This is a genomic window from Intrasporangium oryzae NRRL B-24470 (assembly GCF_000576595.1).
Taxonomy (GTDB): domain Bacteria; phylum Actinomycetota; class Actinomycetes; order Actinomycetales; family Dermatophilaceae; genus Intrasporangium_C; species Intrasporangium_C oryzae.
The window spans coordinates 1-19973 of record NZ_AWSA01000066.1 but is presented as its reverse complement, the minus strand read 5'-3'; the positions used below and the strand labels follow the sequence as shown (position 1 = coordinate 19973).

Sequence of the window (19973 nt, the reverse complement as noted above, 5' to 3'; positions counted from 1 at the left end):
GCTCAGACCCACCTCAGGTACGAAGAGCCGGAAAAGCGCTCGTAGAGCTTGGCGCGCCTGGCGGCTTCCCTCTTGCGTGCGCGCCAGCGCAGCGGCGAGTAAGAGGAGTGTTCCACCACAGCGCGCAGCGGGCGGCCAGTCGAGTCGCAATGTGGATGTCTCCAAGGTACGGACCGGGACACCCCAACGATCGATGCCACGCCGGCCTAGGCCTCTCCGAATTCCACTCTGGGACAGCGCGATTGGGTGGTACAATGGGTACACGAGGCAACGGGATAACCACGTCCAACAGCGGACTGGAGAAACCCCCTCAGCGGTACAGGCTCGTCACCCCCGGTGGCGGGCCTTTTTCATGCCCGGACACCGATACCCGGGCCACTACCTGGAAGGACACCATCATGGGCACGACCACGTTGCGGCTGCGCAGCCCCGGCGAGCTGATCACCGCCATCCCCTACCTCCTCGGCTTCGAACCGACCCGATCCCTGGTCGTGGTCGCTCTCAAGGACGGCCGCCTCGGGCTCACCTCCCGGATCGACCTGCCCGACCCGGGCGAGCCCGGACGGGCCGCGCGGGTGCTGATGCCGGCGCTGCGCCGCGAGCGCCCGGGCCAGGTCATCCTGATCGGCTACGGGGACACCCCCGGCCACGCGGCCGCCGTCCTCGATGCCTTCGCCGCCGCCCTGCAGGGGGCCGGGATCGGCATCCGCGACCGGCTCCTGGTCACCGGTGGCCGGTGGCGCTCCCTCGACTGCACCGACCCGGGCTGCTGCCCACCCGAGGGCACCCCCATCGGGCGGAGCAGGGCCGGCCTCGCCGTCGCGTCGGAGTTCGTCGGGCAGGGCATCGCGCCCCTGCCTGACCGGGCCGCGCTCGCCGCGCTGCTCGAACCCACCGACCAGGCCCGCGTCGTCGGCCTGCTGCTGAGCCGCCCCCGGCGGGTACCCCAGCCGCGGGTCATCGGCGGGCTCTGGGCCAGGATCCTCGACGTGCGCCAAGACCAAGGCCTAGACCCGGCGGACATCACCGTCCAGGACGCGGCCTGGGCCGCCCGCACCCTGCGGGACGTCGCCCTGCGGGACGGGATCATCGTCTGGCTGACCCCCGGCACCCTCGAGCTGCCCGAACTACCCGAGCACGTCCGCGGCGTCCTGACCCGGCTCGGTCCCCCACCCGGCACCCGAGGAACCGGCACCCACGCCATCGGCGGCGCCGCCCAAGACAGCACCACTGCCAACACCACGGCCGACGCCACTGCCAACACCACGGCCGACGCCACTGCCGACCCCGCACCGACGGTGCTGCGGCTGCGGTCCCGGCTCATCCGGCTGGCCACCCTGCTGCCCGACCCGCACGCCGCCCCGGCATTGACCGTGCTCGCCGCACACGCGTGGTGGCACGGCAACGGCGCCCTCGCGAACGTCGCCCTCGCCCGGGCGCTGCGCGCCGACCCCGGCTACCGCCTCGCGCAGCTGATCCAGCTGATGCTCGACGAAGGCATCCAACCCGACCACCCGTGACCCTCCAGTAGAGGAAACCGGTCAACCCCGCCAAGACCCAGCCACGACCTGCAGGCCTGCCGCACGACGCGGCGGGCCTTTCCCATGCCCGGACCCGGCAGCCCGCATTAGTTGCGGGTCCAAGGCCGAGAAGGCCACCACCCAGAAGGAGATCCATCATGTCCACCGCAGCGACCGACCGGGGCCTCTACGCCGTCCCGGCACCTCCCCGGCAGGAACGCCTCGCCCTCCTGCTCCAGCTCAGGCGCATCGCCCGCCACGCCCTCGACACCCTCCTCGCGCTGCCCCGCGGCGCGGCCGGCTGGGTCCTGCGCCGCACCCAGCGACTCCTGGCACTGGCCGGGACGAGCCCTGCCCTGGCCCGGATCGGGGCCCGGCTGCGCAGCCTCGGCCAGCTCATCGGCGAGCTCGTCGGCTCGGTCGGACCCATCCCGGCCGCAGCCGCGGTCCTGAGCATCCCCACCGTCTGGGAGGCCACCGTCCGGGCGGCACGGTGGCTCACCTCCCGGGCGACCGCCGGGGCCAGGGCCCTCTGGCGGCACACCCGGTCCCTGCTCGACAGGCTCGGCCCCGCCGGCACCAGGACCGCGAGAGGCCTGGCCAGCGCCGGGACGGCCGCCCACCGGCTGGCCACCGCAGTCGCCACGCACCCGCTCACCCAGACCATCCTCCAGGGCGCGACCCGGCTCGCCGCCCTCATCCGCCCGGCCAGCCAGAGCACCGTCGTGCACCGGCTCCTCGGCCGCCTCCTCGGCACCTCCACGATCCGGTGGGCCGTCGAGCTCCTCGTCCTGCCACTCCTGCTCGCCCCCAGCCTGATCCCGCAGGTCACCGCCGGGCTGCACCCAACCCGTCCGACCGCTGAATCACCGACAGGAGCGGCCCAGCACGCCGCGTCCGCGTCCGCGCCGCAAGCCCAGGCCCGCACGCTCGCGGCGAACCTGACCGCGGTCCCAACTGAACCCGAGCAGGCGGAGGAGCCAACCAGCCTCGAGGCCGACACCACAGCGTTCGAGCCGCGCAACCGGGCCGAACGCCGCGCCCAGCAGCAAGCCCAAGCCCACGCCAAACGCGCCCGCCGCTGACCGACACCCCATTCGCGGGAGGCCTGCCGCAGTCCGGCGGGCCTCCCGCCTGCCACCCCGAGGAGAACCCATGGTCATCGTCCTGGCCGTCGCCGCCGCGGCGGCCCTGGTCGTCGTCGCCTACCACCGCCTCCGACAGACCTCCCCCCAAGCCGGCACCGCCGGCCTGCAAGCCGTGCGTGACCTCGCCGACGTCGTCCTCGTCTGCGTCAAAGCCATCGAAGGCGTCGTCGACGTCCTCACCCGCCCCGCCCACATCACCACCCCGCGGCCCCGGAACCAGTGGGCCTACTCCCCCGACGACGAGGACGACCTCGACATCGACCCCGACCTCGATCTGGAGGACGAGCAACTATGACCAGCCGCCCTCCCCAGCCGTGGGTGTCCAGGCAGGTAGACCCCAGCGAGACACTCCCCCGTCCGTACGGGCAGTGTCCGGCTGGGGTCCCGTGCGGCGCTGATCGACACCTCCGACGGGAGGTGTAGACATGCCCGGACAGGTCCTCGCCTACGTCCGTGTCTCCACGGCCGAGCAGAACCCCGACCGGCAGGACGCGGCCATCCGCGACGCACTCAAGGGCGAGCCCGAGCGGTGGTTCACCGACCATGCCTCCGGCGCCAGCACCGACCGGCCCGCGCTGGCTGCCCTGCTCGCCCACGCCCGCGACGAGGACACCCTCCTCGTGGCCTCCATGGACCGCCTCGCCCGCAGCGTCATCGACCTGGACCGGCTCGTCATCCAGCTGACCCGCGACGGGATCACGGTGCGCTTCCTCAAGGAGGGGCTCACCTTCCAGCCCGCCGTCCGGGCCGACCCCCTCGCCGTCTTCCAGCTGCAGGTCATGGGCGCCTTCGCCCAGCTTGAACGCGCCCTGATCAGGGACCGGCAACGCGAAGGCATCGAAGCCGCCAAGGCCCGCGGCGTCTACCGGGGCCGAGCGCGGCGTCTCACCAGGGAACAGGTGGAGGCCGCGCGAGCCGACATCAGGGCCGGCATCCCCAAAGCTCGCATCGCCAGAGACCTCAGGGTGGCCAGACAGACCCTCTACGACGCCCTCAAGCCGCAACCCGCTCCCCCACCACCGACCCCGGCGCCTCGGACGGCAAGTTGAACTCACAGGCGCCAGGCCAACAGATCGTGCCATCATTTCTCAGCGCGTTGTCGTCGACACGGGTGTCGCAGGGCCGCGGCTCACACTTGGGATGGCCGATGGGATTGGCGGCGGAGAGGGTGACCTTGCCAGGATGGCCCTTCCGGACCCTGTCGGACAACACGCCTCAGCCCTCGGCGGATCCTTTGATGGACCCGTGCGCGATGCCAGCATTCGTGTATGACGACAAAGGTCGAGAGGTCCATGGAGTTGACTGCGTACGACACGCGTTTCGTGCGACGGACAGGTCTGCATCCCACGATGGGTGACGACGCCCAGGTGCGGAGGAACCCATGGAGCAGTAGACGTGCACCATGGCACACCTGGAGGGGGAACTCGAACGCTTCGAACGCGAGCTGAAGGCCGCGGGACTGCGGCGCAAGCCCCCATTCGGGAGCGACGCCCTAGTTCATGGCATCGCGGCAGGCGGGGGCAGTTCATCGGATACCGGATCCGATCGTTCGGACTATGTTTTGCCCGAGGGCAAGGTTGAGCCGCTGGCTGCAGTCGAGGACCGACCGATCCAACGAACTCGCCCGAAAACATCTCAGCGCGTTGGCGTCTGAGCCAGAACTGCAGGGAGTGCGAATTGAGCGGTATTGAGTGGGATGTGCCCTCGGCAGCGGCGGTACACGCTGCTCTCGCGGGTGTGCTCGCAGGACTATCTATGACCATCCTGACTATCCTCGGCGCATCCGGGCGGATGCGTGCGAGGGTACTCATTGAGCACCTCCGGTTCCTCGTGCTGGGAATCGTGTTGTTGATCATTGCCGCGGTGGTGTTCGGCGGTTTGGCCGGTCAACCCCACCCAGACGAGATCGGCGCCGCGGTGGCAAGCGGCAATCTTTCGACAACTGGCGCAGAAGTCTTCTTAGCTCAATCCTGGGCGCTTGCAGCGTGCGCCGTAACGCTCCTCGCTATGGGTGGACTGTGCATGTTTTGGGGCATCGTCGCTGTCGCGTCACATGACTGGGCCGAGTTGACGATTTTCGTGGCGCGGGCATACGCATTGCTGGCGCCTCTGGCCATATACGAGGTGGCTTTCTTCACCCTTCGCGCTGTCGACCTCTCCGACACGTTGCCCAAAGCAGTAACCCAGTGGGGGGAAGCTTGTGCTGGCGTCGCGGCCGCCGTCGTTCTATTCGCTAGCAACTGGAAGCTCTGGCGGCTGCAGACCGCCTCGCCACCAATGAAGGGTGAGGAGGAGGATGATGACTCAGCGGATGGGAAGCCGACCGGGGGAAACGAACGCCTCACGAAGAACTCGCTCCGGCTGGCGGGCGCGTCCGCGGGGCTTGCCGTAGTTGGGTATGCCTTGGCGCCGGATCACACAACCAATCAGGAATTCAACTGGATGGATCGATCCATGCTGATCGCAGGTGTCTTGTCCGGGTTCCTCTTCGCTGCCTTTCTGGTGGCCAGTGCGCGCGCACTGCGCAGCCAGATACCCTTTGCGGCCTTGCATATGGAACCTGCGCCGACGCCAAACCAGGTGCAAGTCGCCGTGGCGCCGGTCCATGCACCTGAGCCATCCCGGCCCGGAGACGGCGTTTCGGACGCGAAACGAAGCCAAGGCGGCGCTGAATCTTCGGACGATGATCATGCAGGTGCTGAGCATCCGCCTGTTGCCTTGGCCAAGACAGAGGGCCCCCCGTGACGTAGGAGAGAACTGGGCAGCGTCGCGACAGTCTCCGAGCCGCCAAGGCCCGGGCCCTCTACCGGGGCCGGGTCCGCCGGCTCAGCCCGGAACAGGTCGAGGCCGCCCGAGCCGACCTCAATCCGGCATCCCCAAGGCTCGTATCGACAGAGACCTCGGCGTCGCTAGACAGACCCTTTACGACGCCCTCAGACTCGACCCGGCTTCCCGGGCTCCGACCCCGGGTCCCCGAACCGCAAGGCGAAATCGCTCGTGCTGCCGCCCTCAGCGGTTCCGGAGGTGACAGACATCCATGACAGGCCGATCAGGACGGCCAGGCATCGAGTATCGCCTCAAAGCCCACCACTCGACGGCGGGATTCTTATCACCGTCGGGCCTAACGCTGTCGCGCTCCCCGTTCGCCCTTCGCTCCTGTCGGAAGTCGAGTATCTCCAACGAAGGGGTGAAGGAGGAGGTGAGATATGGCTTCATGCGCAACCTGCAAGCACCCGGTGCACGCCGACAGTCTGCCCGTGCCGGGTGACCCAGCCCCGCCCTGTCCGCCCTGCCCGGGCTGCGACCGGTGCAGCGCGGACCAGCGGCATCTGAGGTAGGAGCCGCCCGGGCTGACCGCCCGTGCCAAGGCTGGCACGGGCGGCTAGCGCCGAAGGATCATGACTCCATCTCCGTCTGGCCGGGCACGTATTCCACGTCGCACCCGAGCGCTGCCCACGAGGACCTTGTGGACCACTCCGGCGCCGGCGGCAGTGCCCACCAGGAAATGCTGGAGTTGTACGACCACCGACCCGTGGCCGGACCTTCGTGCCAGAGGATGGCACCTCTCTTGCTGAGCTCCCCCAGCGTTCGCCCGAGGAAGGCCGACGCTGTGTACCGCTTCGCTGCCACAGCCGTGTGGCCGTACTTCTTGACGAGCAAGCCGAAGGTTTCTGGCCTCAGGCGGGCGTACTCGCGCTCCAACACTCCGTACTCCACCCATGCCCCTCGAAATGCGTCTAGGGCGTCAACCAAGTCCTCATCCAAACCCAACTCGGCAGCGAGACCGGAGACCCCTTCAACACCTGCGGGGGTCGGCACCTGAACCCAGGAGTACGGCCCCTCAACCGGATGCCCTCGCTTCCGAGTGCACGTGTACCTCAGCGACCCAGCCTCGTCCCTGAGCGCCTCCCCGAACACGCCCTCGTCCCCGTGGAACGCGCAGACCTGAATGTCTCTCAAGGAGTGCCCCTTCGTCCGTCGCGATGATTCGTCCCGCAGATCTTGTCATTTCCGGACGCGCCCGGGAGACGGTATCCGCCCCCCTAAAGGCGCACCGACCATCACGGAGATCACGGCCAAGGTGGCGGCCCGCAGTAGCGAAAACGCGCGCGTCGTCGCAAAGGCTTGATCGCCGACGTCCCCAAGGCTCGTGTCGCCCAGGACAGGCGTGGTCTGACGGACCGTCTCCGACGGCCTCACGCAGGAATGCGCTTCACCACCACGTGCGCCCGGACTGAAACGCGGCGCCCCCCACGGAGGCCGAGCGTCCCCTCACTCGTGAGCGCGCCTTGGGCCCATGACGCCACCGGGCGGGCAACGATGCCACACCGCCGCCGGGTGCCGACGCCGACCGCGGCGGCCAGGATCGCGGCCGCTGATGACACGTGGGGTTGGGGCCGCAACCGCCCCAACTGGCGTCGCGCGAGCGGGCCCGACCTGTATCAGTATCCGGCCATAGACCACTTACCCCCCAAGCGTCCAAACCACCGCGAAGGGAAACCACCATGCACCTCACGCGACGACTCGCCGCCGCGGCCACACTCACCGCGGCCCTGTTCGCCGGCATCCTCGCCTCGGCCGGGCCCGCCACCGCAATGAGCCCGTGCTCCGGATCGAACCCGCCTGACTACTGCTTCTCGGACCCGCCGCCTCCGGCACCCGCCGCGCCCACAGCGCTCAGGGCCACCGCTGTCCTCCAAACGACCGTCTCGCTGACCTGGAGCATCGCCGACACCACCAACACGGAGCACGTCGTCCGCACCATCAACGGGGTGTCGAACACCTTTCCCCTCCCCGCCGGCGCGACGACGTTCAACGACCCCAATGCGCCGGCCGGCACGGCGATCACCTACGCCGTCTCCGCGACCGCGTGCAATGACTACGGCTGCACTGACGGCGGCGCAACCACGATCCAGGTCACCACGCATCCCTCCCCCGCGACCCCAGCGGGTGCCGCCTCCGGGGGTGCCTACTGCACCACCTACTACTGCCCGAAGAACCCGCCCGCCTACACGATGAGGGGCTGGGCCATCGACTGGGACACCACGGCGCCGATCCAGGTCGCTCTCATCGAGGACGGCAGCCGCACGGTGGCCACCCTGACCGCCAACGCGACGTCCGCGACGAACAGCCAGTACCCGGGCTACGGCGACAACCACGGCTTCTCCACCTCCGTGCTGACGGGCAGCTCAACGAAGGGAAACCACACCGTGTGCGCCGTGGGCCTCAACGTCGGCGTAGCAGGGCCGAACACGACCCTCGGTTGCTTCACGTACTACACGCCCGGGCCGCCCTCACCCGCGACCAACCTTACGACCACGTCCTACAGCACCTACGTCACCGTCACCTTCACCGACACAGCCAACGACGAGACCGGCTACTACCTGCAACGCAGCACCGACGCCGGCGCCAGCTGGCTCCAGGTCGGCTCGCAGTACCCCGCCCTGGCCGGAACCGGGACACACGGCACCGCGACCGACTACTCCACGGTTCCATCCGGTACCTGCTACCGCATCCTCATGGTCAACGGTTACGGCCAGACCGCCAGCGCGGCAGCCTGCACCAGCTGACCACCGCTCCCCCGCGGATAGGGGGCCAGTACAGGCGTCGCCCGGACTCACCCTCTGGGCGGCGCCCGATGCTCTCTAGGCCCGATCCTCTGCCCCCTGCTCCCCGCGATCCCCGGGGACCACCACTTGCTGCGCGGCCCAGCAAGTAAGGTGGGATGCCGGGCATGTGGCGCCCGCCAGCCACCGGCGGGCTGGTCGGCCTTCGCGGGTGCCAACCGCAACGAACAGCTTGCCGCCTACGCCGGCTCGAGCTCACGCTCAGACACCCAGCGGGTCACCGCCTCACCGTCGGCCTCCACGAAGAAGATGGTCAGCGCCCACCACTCGGTGCCGCGTCGCTGCCAGGCCAGCACGAGTCCCGGATGGCGCACGGCATCGCCAACCACCCAGCAGTGTCGCCGGGGCCCCTGCGAAACACCGGCGCCAACCGTCGGACGGTCACGCAGCGGCACTCCGACTCCCTGTCCCATGCCGCCCGCCATACGTCCAGTATGAACGAGAGTCGAACGCGTGTTCGACCATCGTTTCAGGACGACGGGCGGGTGAGGAGTCTCAGTGCCGGGGCACCCCAATGGCAGCGCGCGAATGAGTCGTCGGAGGCACCACGACCCTCGGCGTCCCGGGCGCTCCGTCATCGTCACCCGCCTCAGCCACGGGCCTCTCCCGCCTCCTGGCGGGAGGGGCCCACACGGCCTTTTCCATTTCCGGTACTGAAAGACGGATCCACGACATGCATGGCCAGACGGGTGCTTGTCTGATGGCACGGCACACTGTCTCCCGAGCGCTGACGGGTCGCGACAGGAGCGACATGGGCCCACGACAAAGGGGGCCTTTCATCACCGACGACGCACATGCAGGTTTGCCGGGCTCGCCCTCTCGATCAGGCCGGGCGACCGGGGACGCTGACACCGCACCTCAACGTGACCGGGCGCGAACTACCTGGGTGGCATCGGCGAGACCCTCTACGCCATGACAACGGCTTCTCTTCTCGACCACTTGGGAGAACTCGCGAAGGTGAGCCTACGCCAGCGACCGCCAGATCCATCCGGTGTCCTACACCTGATCCCTCGCCGACGAGATCGGCTACACGGCCCGGCTCTGTAGCTTCCCTACTTGGGATTTCACAACGGCGGCACCGCCCAGCTGGTGAGGTGTCGCCCCTCGGCAGCCCCGGGACCAGTGCGAGTGGCGCCCCCGGCCCCCGCCCCCTTATAGGGGCGGGGGCGGGGCGCCATTCAGTCGACCGGGTGGTACAGCTTGGAGCCCTTGCTACCGATGGTCACCCGGAGCCCGCCCGCCCAGCTGGTGAGGTGTCGCCCCTCGGCAGCCCCGGGACCAGTGCGAGTGGCGCCCCCGGCCCCCGCCCCCTTATAGGGGCGGGGGGGCGGGGCCGGGGCGCCATTCAGTCGACCGGGTGGTACAGCTTGGAGCCCTTGCTACCGATGGTCACCCGGAGCACGCCCGCCTCGACCAGGCGTCGCAGGGCTCGATTCTCGTCACCATTCCGAAAATTGACGCCCCGCGTGCGCATAGCAGCGCCGATGGCGCTGGTGCTGATTCCGGGCGAGCTACGGACAACTTCGACGATGTGCGGGTCAATACTCGGTGTTGAGCCAAGTCGTGTCGGGGACTCCCGCGTTAGCCTGAGAACCCGCGTCCGATGGTCGAATCCCATGCTGGTCTCTTGCACGGAGACGTCGCGACCGGTGGCAGAGAATGTCCGTGAGTTGCCAGCCAGGCCGAGGCGGATGATGGAGTCCGGCCAGTCCTCGAGGGCGGAGGCGCCCCTTGCCCGCCTGTCGGCATTCCACCCAGCGTGCGCCGTGATGATCAGGTCGCTGATCCCAAGGTCTCCACGGGCCATCTCCTCGATGTCGGACAGCCACCGGCGTACTTCGGTGGAGTTGTTTGCGTCTTCCCCGGGGAATGCGACACTGAATGGGTCCACAATGACCGCTTCGACCTGGTACTCCCGCAATTGGTCGGCGAGTTGCGAACGTCGTTGCTGGGTTTCCAGCGGGTTCCCAAGCCCGCGGGCATTTACCGTGACGAGCCGATTGCCTGGGATGCCCATCCCCGATGCCCAAGAACGCAGCATCGCGGGCGAGAGCTCAAGATTGATGAACGCCACGGTCCCTGTGGCCTGCTGGACCGGAAAGGCGTCCAGGAACGGGACGCCAAGCAGAAGCGATCGTGCCAGATTGAGGCAGACAGTGGTCTTCCCCGCCTTGCGCTGCGCGACGATGAGAGTGTTGGACTCGCTCGGCATCACCTGCTCGATCCGGAATCGGTCGTGCTCGGGAGCGTCCTCGAGGTGCTCGAGCAGCATGACGGGAGCGACGGGGCGTCGGCCTGAGGGCGATTCCTTAAGGACGCGCTCGAGTGTCCGGTCGAGGTCTGCCTGCCGGACACGGTCGGCGATCTGTTCTCGGTCTTGGGTTTGCAGGAAGAGCGGTTCCTGTCTTGCCGCTGCGACGCACCGTCGGACTTGCCGCTCGAGGTGCTCGGCGGCGTGCCGGGCTCGTCTGTCGGCAACCTCTGTAGCCGACATGCTGGTCCCCAGGTTTTCCGCAGTGTCAGCGGCGGGACCGTTCGCCCCTGCGCTGCCCGGCGGCCTGGCGTCGTCTTTCGAGGGGTGCTCCCAAGACGTGGGAGTGACGAGGTTCGACATGGCTTCTCCTGATCGGGTTGCGGTGCGTGACGTTTCGGATGTGGAGCGCTTCGCCGTAACAAACGTTCACCACAGACGTGGGACTATGCGAGGCCTCGAGATGGGTGGAACCGGCTCTTCCGTGCTGTCGAGTGCGAGTCGGGCTTGGTTTGCCCGGCGCTTGAGTGTTGTCAGCTGCCTGCGGGTCTGTGGAGTGTCGGGCACCACGACAAAGTGCCGGTAGCTGTCATGAGGCGAGGAGATCCGGCGGAGGCGGCCCTCACGCTGCTGCTCCCTCGCCGGGTTGTAGCTCACGCAGACGCTGACAAGCGTGTCCGCGATCTGAAGATTGAGCCCGTACTCGAGGACCTTCGAGCCGAGGAGGATGCGCACCTGCGGGTCCGTGCGGAAGCGGGAGAGGGCCTCGGACCGCTCCCCGAGGGCGTTCGCTCCGCGGATCGTTACGTGTCGTACGCCAAGGCGCTCGAGGATTAGATGAAGGGTGTCGAGGTCTTCGAGCATCTCGGTGTAGACGACGACCTTGTGCCCGGCCGCTGCCTCCCGCATTGCGATTCTCGCCGCGGTGTCGAACAGCGTGGTGGAGCGGTCGCTGGCGTGCCGGGCTGCGCGCTGCCGCTTGCGGTGCCGGGTGAAGGGTACGCGGCTGTTGCCTGCGCGGTCGTACTCGAGCCGCTGCTGGGGTGTGAGGGGCACGAACGTGAGGGGCACATCCTCGCGGCGTGGCAGCGGCAACCCGAGTTCGTCCGCGGTGCGCCGGAGGAAGTACGGGCGGATCAGACTCATGGCTCTGGCGGCGTGCGCGCCGCTCCTCCACCCGTCGACCCGGGATGTCCCGTTCGGGAAGAAGCTCGTGTGGCAGTACGTCTCCTCGAAGTCGGCGAGGTCACCCAGCACGCGGAGTCCGGCTAGCTCGACCATGTGCCACAACTCGGCCGGGCTGGTCTCCAGCGGGGTCGCGGTCATGACGACGACACGGTCGGCGTCGCGGCAGACGCGGCGGACTGCGTCGAACTTGACGCCGCCGCCTTTCAGGGCACTCGCCTCGTCCACGACGACCAAGACCGGCGAGTGGCCGAGAATGTCATCGCGGTATCGGTGGACGAAGTCGTGCGAGGCGACCAGGACTTGGGGCACCCCATGGTCTGGCTCGCCGCGGTTGGAGTGCGCAGCGGCAGCGCGCAGGTCGGGTAGGAAGCGACGCAGCTCCTCCAGTGTCTGCTGCACCAGCGATGCGGTCGTTACATAGAGAACCCGACGCGGACTGCCCGAGAATGTGACCTCATCCCAGAACGCGCCGATGGCCGCGGCCGCCTGGACAGTCTTGCCGAGGCCAGGCTCGTCCGCGAGCAGCGCGCTCGGGTGCCCTTGGAGGAAGGCGACGCCAGCCGCCTGATGGGGGTGCAGGTTCCCGTGGAACATGCTCATGGAATGCCCTTTCGAAAAGAGTTGATCGTGGAGAAGACATGAATTGACAACTGGTAGGCCGAGCCCGGCACACGGGCAGTCGCCAGCCGGGAAACCTGAGTCGGCTTTACCGGACGCAACGACCGGCAGAGGCTCTCCCGCTGGCTTCCGCAACGTCGTCAGCGACAGGTGCGCCGCCTCAGCGGCTCGGCTGGACGGGCGCAGGCCGGCGCCGTCCGGCGTTGCCTCGGCCCCCTCGAGGGCGACACGCGTGACGCCCCTGCTCCCCCTCTGCCTGAGCGAGGCCGGGGTGCCCGAACGAGTGGGCCGAGGTCGCGGCTGACCGCAAGATGGGCCACGATGCAGCGAGCCCGCTCAGGCCCCCTTGTCGGGTGAGCGGTCGATGCCGCGCAGGGAAACCCGGGGGCAGAATGGCGCTGTGGCCCTTCGGCGGATGCCTTGCGGGCCACCGGCAGGCGTTGATCGGGTCGATCGGTATGCACTACTCGTTGACCGCTGGCTGGTTGACGGGCCGAGTGGCCAGGCAGGGACCACAAGGCGGCGGCGCCGCAGTGTCGCTCACCGGTCCCGGCCGCGGGCGCTTCCATCGGACGAGTGTTCGGTCGTGAAGAGTGCCTGGAGCCGGGCGAGCTGGTCCGGGGTCAAGGGTGGGGCGCCGTCGACGACCTTCTTCACATAGTCGGTGATCTGGTCCTCAACGAGGCAGCGGCGTGCGTCGGCAACGTCGGGGTCGGTGGCCGGGTCGACGCCTTGCCTCGTCGCCTTCTTGACCGCATTGCCGAGCCGGGATCGTGACTGGAATATGGGCACGCTCAGTCCTGAGTGATAGCAGTGACTCGCGCGCCCGGTGCGATGGGGTCTGGCTCATTGCTGGTGCCGGGGCAGAGACGATCCCGCACAACGACGGATGCGATCGAAAAGGTGAGGCGATCCGTCAGAACGGTCGCGGCTGACTCACCTCGGCGATCTTGATCTTCACGGGGCGGCGCGCGCCTGCGGCTTCCCTTTCGTTGAGAAGCTTCTTGAGCTCCGGGATCTTGACGTGCCACATCGGGTCCAGACGCCGCCCGCATCGGCGACACCAGGTGTCGAAGGAGTCCGAGGCGGTCAACGGGATCGGGTCACTCCCGAAGTAGAAGAAGTTGTTGTCGGCGACACCGATCCGGTGGCCTCGCGGGCAGCGGATCTCCGCTCTGGGGGCCGTGACCGTGCGCGGGTCCACGGGATTGGAGGTTCCGCCGGTAGAAGCACTTCCGAACTTGAATGCACGAGCCGCCATCGGGCTGTCATCGCGATCGCGGTCCCTGGGAGCGCGCAAGCGGTGGGCCGCGCTAGCTGGCGACACTCCACCGGCGGGGCGGAAACGGCTGGAAGCAGACATTGAGGGCACTCTCCTTGAGACTCGGTACGCCGCAGTTTCTGCGGTGTTATGTCGCTGCCCACTGCGACGAGAGTCTGGCGGAAAACTGGTGCCGGGGTGAAGCCGACCCGCCGTGAGGCGGTTTACTGTCAGGACCCAAACCTTAAGGGCTAAGGAGCCGACGCTGTCAAGTCCCGGCACCTCAGTGCTGTTCTCGTAGCTTCAGCCAGCCCTTCGCGTGCGCGATTGGGATGGCCGGCCTACATCGGCGGCAGCGAGTCAGGTCGGATGCCCTCCGCCGGTGAGGCACCATGGAGGCAGGTTGGAGTCAGCCATCGCCCCGAGTGACAGGGGCAACGGTCCCTAGCTGGCCGGGCATCGACCATCGCGGTGGCAGCGGCCCACCCGCCCGACCGTGACCACGGGTCTCCGCGGCTGATGCGCGCCTTGCAGTGTATGCATCAGTCCCGCCGCGGTGCCGAAGCGTGGGGGCGTTGGCGCATGGGCCGATCGGCTCGCGACCGACGACGTTGATGGTCACGATCCGTCGCTACGGGCGCGCCGGCTGCGGGCGCGTCTGGCAGCGGGACTGCTGCCTGCGCTGCGGACTCGTGAGAGGTTCAGGGTGGGGATTCTTGTCGTGCCGTAGAGCCGGAATCGGACCGTCCTCATGGCGATACAGCCCGAGTCCTTTCCCGAGCCGTAGTCGACCCGGATGCGCACAGCGTCCAGGGGAAAGTCGTGAAGGGATTTGTCGCCTGGGTTCACGATGAGGAACAGGTCAGCGGAGCCGCCGCCCTCGAGTGGGAAGGGTAGGGGGTGAACGTCGGATTTCTGCTTGTCGATCTCCCAGTCGTAATACACGAGCTCGGCATTGGTCGCCGGGGCCAGGTGTCGCGGCGTGAGCAGGTTGACGTCCTGCACGATGCCGGCCCCAGAGCCCTGGTTGACGATCCTGATCATGACCCGGCCACTTGCTTCCCTGAAGGCGGAGACCGCCGGTCGGAACTGGGCGTTGCGGTACTGCACGTAGGCGATCCAGAAGGCCATGATGCCGACGGCCCATGTGCCGACGGCGGCCACCCAGGCCGCCTGGGTCGCGCTGTCGGGGCAGGTGGGGGTTGGGCTCAGGATCACCGGCAGGCCAGTCCGTAGACGCGCAAATCGGTCCTGTCGGGGAGAGAAAATGCGTGGGCTTGGGGCGCTTCGAACTTCTCGCACCGGCAGCCGTTGCCGCAACCCATGCCCCAGTCCGTGCATGGCCCGTCAGAGCAGGGACCAGGCGCCACGCGCTCCACGCGCTCGATGTACGCGTCGTTCCCTTCGAAACGGCCGTATGTTTGGATGCGGCCGATGCGGCCGATGCGGCCATCCGGACGTGGGACGAATAACTGGAGGCTTGAATCGAGTTCGGGGTTCTCGGGGGTCTCGGGGATGTAGAGGACACCTCGCCTGGCAGCGTCCCAGATCGCCAACGTGTACGCGCTCGGTGCCTGTGTGGTGGGTGTCGCTGCGTCAAATCGGAATGTGGCTGGGGCAGCCCTCTCGATGAAGACGCACGCACGTGTGGCGTATAGCTCCTCCAGCCCCGGTCCGTCGACTCTGGAGCCAAGGCCCTCGACTAGGTTGGGCATGGAGACCATGTCCACCGATGAATCGTCGAGTCGCTCTGCACTACGGTCGAGAGCATCAAACTCGAAACCCATCTGTGCGATCCGGTCGGTCAACCAGTTCATCGCTCCACGGTAAGCGTCGTGCCGGCGCGGGAGGTGCGAATCGGAATGAATGTCAGCCTTCGGAGGTATTGCCTCGCGTGGGCCGCGTGTACCGGTTCGGGTTGGCAAAGCCACGTTCGTGGCTGACCGCCATGAGCCGCCTCAGCGCCAACGCCGCAGAGATCACGGGCGGCAGAGGAGCCGGCCCCGAGGTCGCCCGCTTTCTGCCTTGTGCGAGGGAATCGGAGGACCCCAGACCGAGGCGGCCATTGCCCCTAGACCGGATCGTCCGGCATGGGCCCGTCTTCCTCGCTTCAGCAACGGCGGCGGTTCGGCTCCCCCACCGCGCCACCCGCGATCCCGAGACCCCAGGCGCCGAAGAAGTTGTGCGGTCATGCTGCACGCCGCCCTCGGGTCTCGCGATTGGTTATGACCGCGATCGCGTCGGCGAACAGTGTCGAGTTGGTCGGGAAGGTTCGACTTTCCGGGGGTGCTCGCGCTACTCGCAGACGATGCCGTCGCCGTCTGCGTCGCGATACCAGTCGTACTCGGGGTCCTTGCCGGCGTAGTACGGGCCGTAGCCGGCCGCCTTGGCGGCCTTGCAGGTGTCGAACCTTGGATCCAGCCCGGTGGAGGACTTGGTGGGTTGCGGCGAGCTCATGGGCTTCGGGGTGGCAGTGGCGGTCTTGACCGTGCCGCCGCCGAGCGGGATGGCTTTCGAGGTGGGCAGTTTCTGGTTGGGGCAGGACTGGAGGATGCGCGCGATCGCGTCATGCTCGGCTGGGGTGACCCAGAGGCGGTACTTGTCCTTGACGGCGACTTGTCGCGCGACGTACGCGCAGCGGTAACTCTTCTTGGGCGGCAGCCACGTGGCGGCGTCTCCGTCGCCCTTGGCCTCGTTCGTGGGGCCGTCGACGGCGAGTAGGTTCAGCGGGTCGTTCGCGAACGCCGGCCGCGCCGTGAGGCTCAGCTGCTGGGCCCCCTTCTGCCAGGCGTCGGAGAGCGCGACCACGTGGTCGATCTGCACAGCCGCAGAAGTGCTCTGGCCCCTGACGAAGGAGATCTTCGTGCCTGTGTACGGGCTCGTGAGGGTGCCGGAGAGTACGAGGCAGCCGTTGGTGCCGGCCTTGAGGGTGAAGTCCTTCAGGTCCCGGCGCAGGATGTCGTTGCGGTGTCGCAGCCGTTGCGGTTCACGTCCGCCCAGGCCTGTCCGAACTCGGCGCGGGTGTACCCAGTCTTCGGGGCTCGGCCCTTGATTGGGAGCTGCGCCAGAGCGGCCAGCGCGGTCCCGTCCGCGGCGTCCTGGCTGACAGTCGACGTCGTCGCGGCCGGCGCGGTGGTCGTGTTCGTGGCCGTGGTTGACGGTGCGCTCGTTGTTGTCGGGGTTGGGATCGTCGACGAGGATGCGTCTGCCGTCGTGACCGGTGCGGGCGGCGTTGGTCCCGCTGTCGCGGCGGCGACCATGAACAGCGCGAAGGCGGCACCGAGCGCGACGCCGCCCGCGGCGCGGCCGCGAAGGTGGGCCCAGTGGACGTGGCCGCGGACCAGGGCGATGATGCCCACGCTCAGGACGTACGTGGCGGCCATGCCGAAGAAGCCGCCCACGCCGGAGCTGGCAGCCCCGAGCAGCGCCGTGAGAACGAGACCGCCCCACCCGAGCCAGCCCGCCGGACCGAGCCGCGCGATGTCCGGCTTCGTGGGGTTTGCGGGCTGCTCTCCCACCCCGACAGACGCTAGCGCTCCCTGGTTGGTGGGGTCGGGCACGACGTGTTCGGTCCACTGGGTTCCGTCCCAGTACCGCTGGTTGCCCTCGGGGTGGGGTACCACCCTGCCGCAGGGGCTGGTGCGCTCATCGATCGGCCTTCTCGCGGGAATGTTCCAGTGGGACACGCACCTGCGGAGGCTAGTGCGCACCGGTGACATTTCGTGGTGGTTTCGGGAGGTTGTCCGCATCGTCACGCGCAGACGCCCTCTGACCGACGCCCATCAGCAACGCATTCTCACCGGACGCGGCCGCGCACTCGCGCGTCCAAGCACGTTGACCAGGCCCGTGACCGATCCCCGCGACGCCCCTGAGGCGCGACCTAGTCGTCCACCACGTCCTGTGCCGCACGGGTCGCTGGTAGTGCTTGCAGACCCCTCCCCTCCCCCAGTTCTCCCGCGCAAGCTCACCCGCGGGTTGAGGAGTGGTTCACACCTCGCACGCCGCGTCCAATACCTGGGCCCGTACTCGGCGCCAACCTCGTCCCGGTGTCCCGACCGAGCCCAAGGGCGGCCGGCCATGCCTGGAGGCCTCTGGCGCTGACACCCAAACTAAGAGATGCTGAAACGGCCAACGTCCCTTGTCGGCACAAAGCGGGACGAGTCGGAACGGGGCCTGCGCGAACCTGACGGGCCCACTTCGTTGATGCGCAACATGCGTGCGCGTCGTGGACTCGAGAGGGGCGATCATGCACACCAAACAATGCTGTGGAACAGGCGCCGCGAGCAGCCGCACCCCGCAGGGCGGCGACGACCATGTGGCCTGCAACTGCGCCGTTGACATTCATATCGACAGCCGCGGTGATGTGAACATCTACAACTGCGCTCCGCCGGATCCGGTTCGCCAGGCCGAATGCCAAGCCTGTGCCCCTCCTGCCGCGGCGACATGCATCCCGGTCACGGCGGGCGCCAAACACAAGCTGAGCCGCGAGCAGAAGCTGGGCAGTCTGGCGGTCGGCATCGCCGTGCCGAGTTCGATCGCCGCGGGTGTAATCCACATGATGCGCCGGTTCTTGCTCGACCTGGGCCCCGCGAATCCGCTGGAAGCCTCCGCCTTTGTCACCTTCGCAAAGATCTCGCGTGACACATTGACGTGTGCACTCGGCTCGTTCGATGCCACACCGCCCGCGCTACGCGGTCGTCTGGTCGACCAATCGCTCCTCGGCGATCCCAGTGAGCCGCTGAACGAGGCGGCCCTGACGAAAGCGCTTGGTCGAGAAATCGTCCAACGAATCGGCGTGCAGGTTTTCGGTGATCCGATGGGCCTTGATCAGGAGCGCCCCGGCCGCATACGCGTCTACGAACCTCCCCCGGAGGACTACTTCAATCAGGTGCGCATCTGCCGGATCAACGATCTACGCACCGGCTTCTTCATTCCGCCACCCGACGATTACACGCCCGCGGAAATCGAGCATGACTGCGCCGTTGAGGTCTTGGACGGGCAGCCGCAGGTGGTCTGCCAGGTCCGCACGACGGACTGTCCTGGAAACTCCCTCCCTGGCCCGGTGACGGCCTGCGAGCGAGTGTTGAACGTCGCCTACGGTGACGGTGTCATCCTAGAAGGTGTCAACTACTTCAGCACTGACGCCAAGGTGCGCTTCAGCGACAGGCTGACCGGCGCCGCGGTCCGCGACGTCGACGCGCACGTGTGGGGCGACATCGACACGCCCGTCACCGAGGACAACTCAAACGGACAGCACCAGCTGGTCAACGACTGTCGCGTCCACGACCGTCTGGCCTTCAGCGTGCCGAACGACCTAGCGCCTGGTTCATACCAGTTCCAGGTCGTTGTCCCGAATATCACCGGCATCGGCGTGTTCGGCGTCGAACTCCTCTCGAACGCTCAGTTCCTGAACGTCCTGCCGGCCCCGACGACGCGGTTTGAGATTGTCACGGAGTCCATCCTCGCACGCAAGGAAACTTCGCCCGCTTGGTGGGGGTCGGACGAGGTGGGGCTCCATACGACGGCCTATGCATTCGATACGAGCCTGCAACTGGTGGATTTCCCCGACCCCGCGGACCCGAGCAAACGCACACCTGCCCAGGACCAGTCATTCAAGGATATCCAGAACGTCGATTTCGATTCCGGCACCAGACGCGACATCACACGTAAGGTGTTCGCGCCCGATAAGCCGATCCTTGGGATGCTACTGGTGGTCCTCGGGGACGAGATCGACAGTCAGCACGCGTATGACGCTCAGATCACAAGCATCTGGGAGAACTTCCTGGACCTCGTAAAGGATCAACTGCCCTACATCAGCGCGGCAGTCGGGGGCGCAGGCTTGGACCTGCTCAAGAAGTTCTCGGCGATGAAGGCCATCCTCGAAGGCATCGGCCTGCTTCTGCTAGCAGGAATCGACCTGCTGATCGCTTGGTGGGCGCCGGCCGATCCGATCATCCGGGACAAGATCGCGCTCTCCATCAACGACCTAGCCACCCTGACCAGTTCAAACACGCCTGCACCCGACCCGACGAGCTCCACGTCGGCGGAAGGCATCATCGTCAGGGTCAACCAGACCGTTCCGCCCGTCAAGCTGCCGAACGAGTATCACGAAGTCCGAGAGTACGACTGCCCCGATCAGGACAGCCTGTACGAGATCACGTATCGGTTCACCCAAGTGACCTGACATACGTCCCAGTCAGGCTCCGGCGCTGACGCACGGGTCTGCGTCAGGTGTTGACCGCACCCGGCCGTCAGTTCGATGGTCGCTTTGGTGAAGCGCTCTCCACTCGTCGCCTCGGCGGGTGCGTGGGCGAGCGGGCCGTCCTTTAGCGGCTCTTCGGAATCAAGCATGGGCTGGGC

At 67.6% G+C, this 19973-nt stretch carries 17 protein-coding genes and 1 pseudogene; 7 read left to right on the top strand and 11 right to left on the bottom strand.

What is annotated here, in order from left to right; all coding sequences use genetic code 11:
• The first annotated feature begins 398 nt into the window (after positions 1-398).
• The 5 genes from N865_RS19540 (at position 399) to N865_RS19520 (ending at position 5413) form a co-directional block, all read left to right on the top strand.
• On the top strand, positions 399-1520 hold the full coding sequence (locus N865_RS19540; RefSeq protein ID WP_034809740.1) for a DUF4192 domain-containing protein: 1122 nt from the start codon (positions 399-401) through the stop codon (positions 1518-1520).
• A gap of 158 nt (positions 1521-1678) precedes the next feature.
• Positions 1679-2605, top strand: coding sequence for a hypothetical protein (locus N865_RS19535; RefSeq protein ID WP_034809737.1), 927 nt, complete (start codon positions 1679-1681; stop codon positions 2603-2605).
• Between the two features lie 70 nt (positions 2606-2675).
• Positions 2676-2963: a hypothetical protein gene (locus N865_RS19530; protein ID WP_034809734.1), complete on the top strand. Its 288-nt coding sequence runs from the start codon at positions 2676-2678 to the stop codon at positions 2961-2963.
• Positions 2964-3093: 130 nt separating this feature from the next.
• Positions 3094-3717 carry a recombinase family protein gene (locus N865_RS19525; protein ID WP_051511110.1) on the top strand — a complete coding sequence of 208 codons (624 nt, stop codon included), beginning with the start codon at positions 3094-3096 and terminating at the stop codon, positions 3715-3717.
• 706 nt (positions 3718-4423) lie between these two features.
• Complete coding sequence (locus tag N865_RS19520; RefSeq protein WP_034809731.1) at positions 4424-5413, top strand: hypothetical protein; 990 nt, start codon at positions 4424-4426, stop codon at positions 5411-5413.
• Positions 5414-6064: 651 nt separating this feature from the next.
• On the opposite strand, the gene N865_RS19515 is transcribed toward N865_RS19520, so the two are convergent.
• A complete protein-coding gene (locus N865_RS19515; RefSeq protein ID WP_034809728.1) occupies positions 6065-6628 on the bottom strand; it encodes a hypothetical protein in 564 nt (187 codons plus the stop codon).
• 545 nt (positions 6629-7173) lie between these two features.
• Between N865_RS19515 and N865_RS19510 the strand changes: the two genes are divergently transcribed.
• Positions 7174-8238: a hypothetical protein gene (locus tag N865_RS19510; protein WP_034809726.1), complete on the top strand. Its 1065-nt coding sequence runs from the start codon at positions 7174-7176 to the stop codon at positions 8236-8238.
• Between the two features lie 236 nt (positions 8239-8474).
• Here the strand turns inward: N865_RS19510 and N865_RS22875 are convergent, their stop codons facing one another.
• The 10 genes and pseudogenes from N865_RS22875 to N865_RS23955 form a co-directional block, all read right to left on the bottom strand.
• Positions 8475-8624 carry a hypothetical protein gene (locus tag N865_RS22875; RefSeq protein WP_157557790.1) on the bottom strand — a complete coding sequence of 50 codons (150 nt, stop codon included), beginning with the start codon at positions 8622-8624 and terminating at the stop codon, positions 8475-8477.
• A gap of 1016 nt (positions 8625-9640) precedes the next feature.
• Positions 9641-10567: an AAA family ATPase gene (locus N865_RS19505; RefSeq protein WP_034809724.1), complete on the bottom strand. Its 927-nt coding sequence runs from the start codon at positions 10565-10567 to the stop codon at positions 9641-9643.
• A 408-nt stretch (positions 10568-10975) separates the two neighbouring features.
• Positions 10976-12334 (bottom strand): DEAD/DEAH box helicase, encoded by a 1359-nt coding sequence (locus N865_RS19500; protein ID WP_034809721.1) that lies wholly within the window; start codon positions 12332-12334, stop codon positions 10976-10978.
• A 558-nt stretch (positions 12335-12892) separates the two neighbouring features.
• Entirely contained in the window at positions 12893-13144 is a 252-nt protein-coding gene (locus N865_RS19495; protein WP_034809719.1) for a hypothetical protein, read from the bottom strand.
• Between the two features lie 124 nt (positions 13145-13268).
• On the bottom strand, positions 13269-13556 hold the full coding sequence (locus N865_RS19490) for a hypothetical protein (protein WP_034809716.1): 288 nt from the start codon (positions 13554-13556) through the stop codon (positions 13269-13271).
• Between the two features lie 675 nt (positions 13557-14231).
• Positions 14232-14777 (bottom strand): hypothetical protein, encoded by a 546-nt coding sequence (locus tag N865_RS22870; RefSeq protein ID WP_157557789.1) that lies wholly within the window; start codon positions 14775-14777, stop codon positions 14232-14234.
• A gap of 50 nt (positions 14778-14827) precedes the next feature.
• Entirely contained in the window at positions 14828-15430 is a 603-nt protein-coding gene (locus N865_RS19480) for a hypothetical protein (protein WP_034809712.1), read from the bottom strand.
• A 478-nt stretch (positions 15431-15908) separates the two neighbouring features.
• The gene (locus N865_RS19475) at positions 15909-16556 is read right to left on the bottom strand and encodes a GmrSD restriction endonuclease domain-containing protein (protein WP_322786074.1); all 648 of its coding nucleotides are present in this window, start codon (positions 16554-16556) and stop codon (positions 15909-15911) included.
• Complete coding sequence (locus N865_RS23850) at positions 16553-17131, bottom strand: hypothetical protein (protein WP_322786075.1); 579 nt, start codon at positions 17129-17131, stop codon at positions 16553-16555. Before N865_RS23850 ends, N865_RS19475 begins: the two co-directional genes overlap by 4 nt.
• Before the next feature lie 27 nt (positions 17132-17158).
• Positions 17159-17332: pseudogene (locus N865_RS23955) on the bottom strand (DUF2510 domain-containing protein); the annotation flags it as partial.
• Positions 17333-17859: 527 nt separating this feature from the next.
• Between N865_RS23955 and N865_RS19470 the strand changes: the two are divergent.
• Entirely contained in the window at positions 17860-19797 is a 1938-nt protein-coding gene (locus tag N865_RS19470; protein ID WP_157557788.1) for a hypothetical protein, read from the top strand.
• Positions 19798-19973 lie beyond the last annotated feature (176 nt).

Bases quoted from the DNA above. Each gene is read 5' to 3' on its own strand.
- N865_RS19540 (WP_034809740.1), top strand. From the start codon at position 399: ATGGGCACGACCACGTTGCGGCTGCGCAGCCCCGGCGAGCTGATCACC.
- N865_RS19535 (WP_034809737.1), top strand. From the start codon at position 1,679: ATGTCCACCGCAGCGACCGACCGGGGCCTCTACGCCGTCCCGGCACCT.
- N865_RS19530 (WP_034809734.1), top strand. From the start codon at position 2,676: ATGGTCATCGTCCTGGCCGTCGCCGCCGCGGCGGCCCTGGTCGTCGTC.
- N865_RS19525 (WP_051511110.1), top strand. From the start codon at position 3,094: ATGCCCGGACAGGTCCTCGCCTACGTCCGTGTCTCCACGGCCGAGCAG.
- N865_RS19520 (WP_034809731.1), top strand. From the start codon at position 4,424: ATGACCATCCTGACTATCCTCGGCGCATCCGGGCGGATGCGTGCGAGG.
- N865_RS19510 (WP_034809726.1), top strand. From the start codon at position 7,174: ATGCACCTCACGCGACGACTCGCCGCCGCGGCCACACTCACCGCGGCC.
- N865_RS19505 (WP_034809724.1), bottom strand. From the start codon at position 10,567: ATGCTGCTCGAGCACCTCGAGGACGCTCCCGAGCACGACCGATTCCGG.
- N865_RS19500 (WP_034809721.1), bottom strand. From the start codon at position 12,334: ATGAGCATGTTCCACGGGAACCTGCACCCCCATCAGGCGGCTGGCGTC.
- N865_RS19480 (WP_034809712.1), bottom strand. From the start codon at position 15,430: ATGAACTGGTTGACCGACCGGATCGCACAGATGGGTTTCGAGTTTGAT.
- N865_RS19470 (WP_157557788.1), top strand. From the start codon at position 17,860: ATGCACACCAAACAATGCTGTGGAACAGGCGCCGCGAGCAGCCGCACC.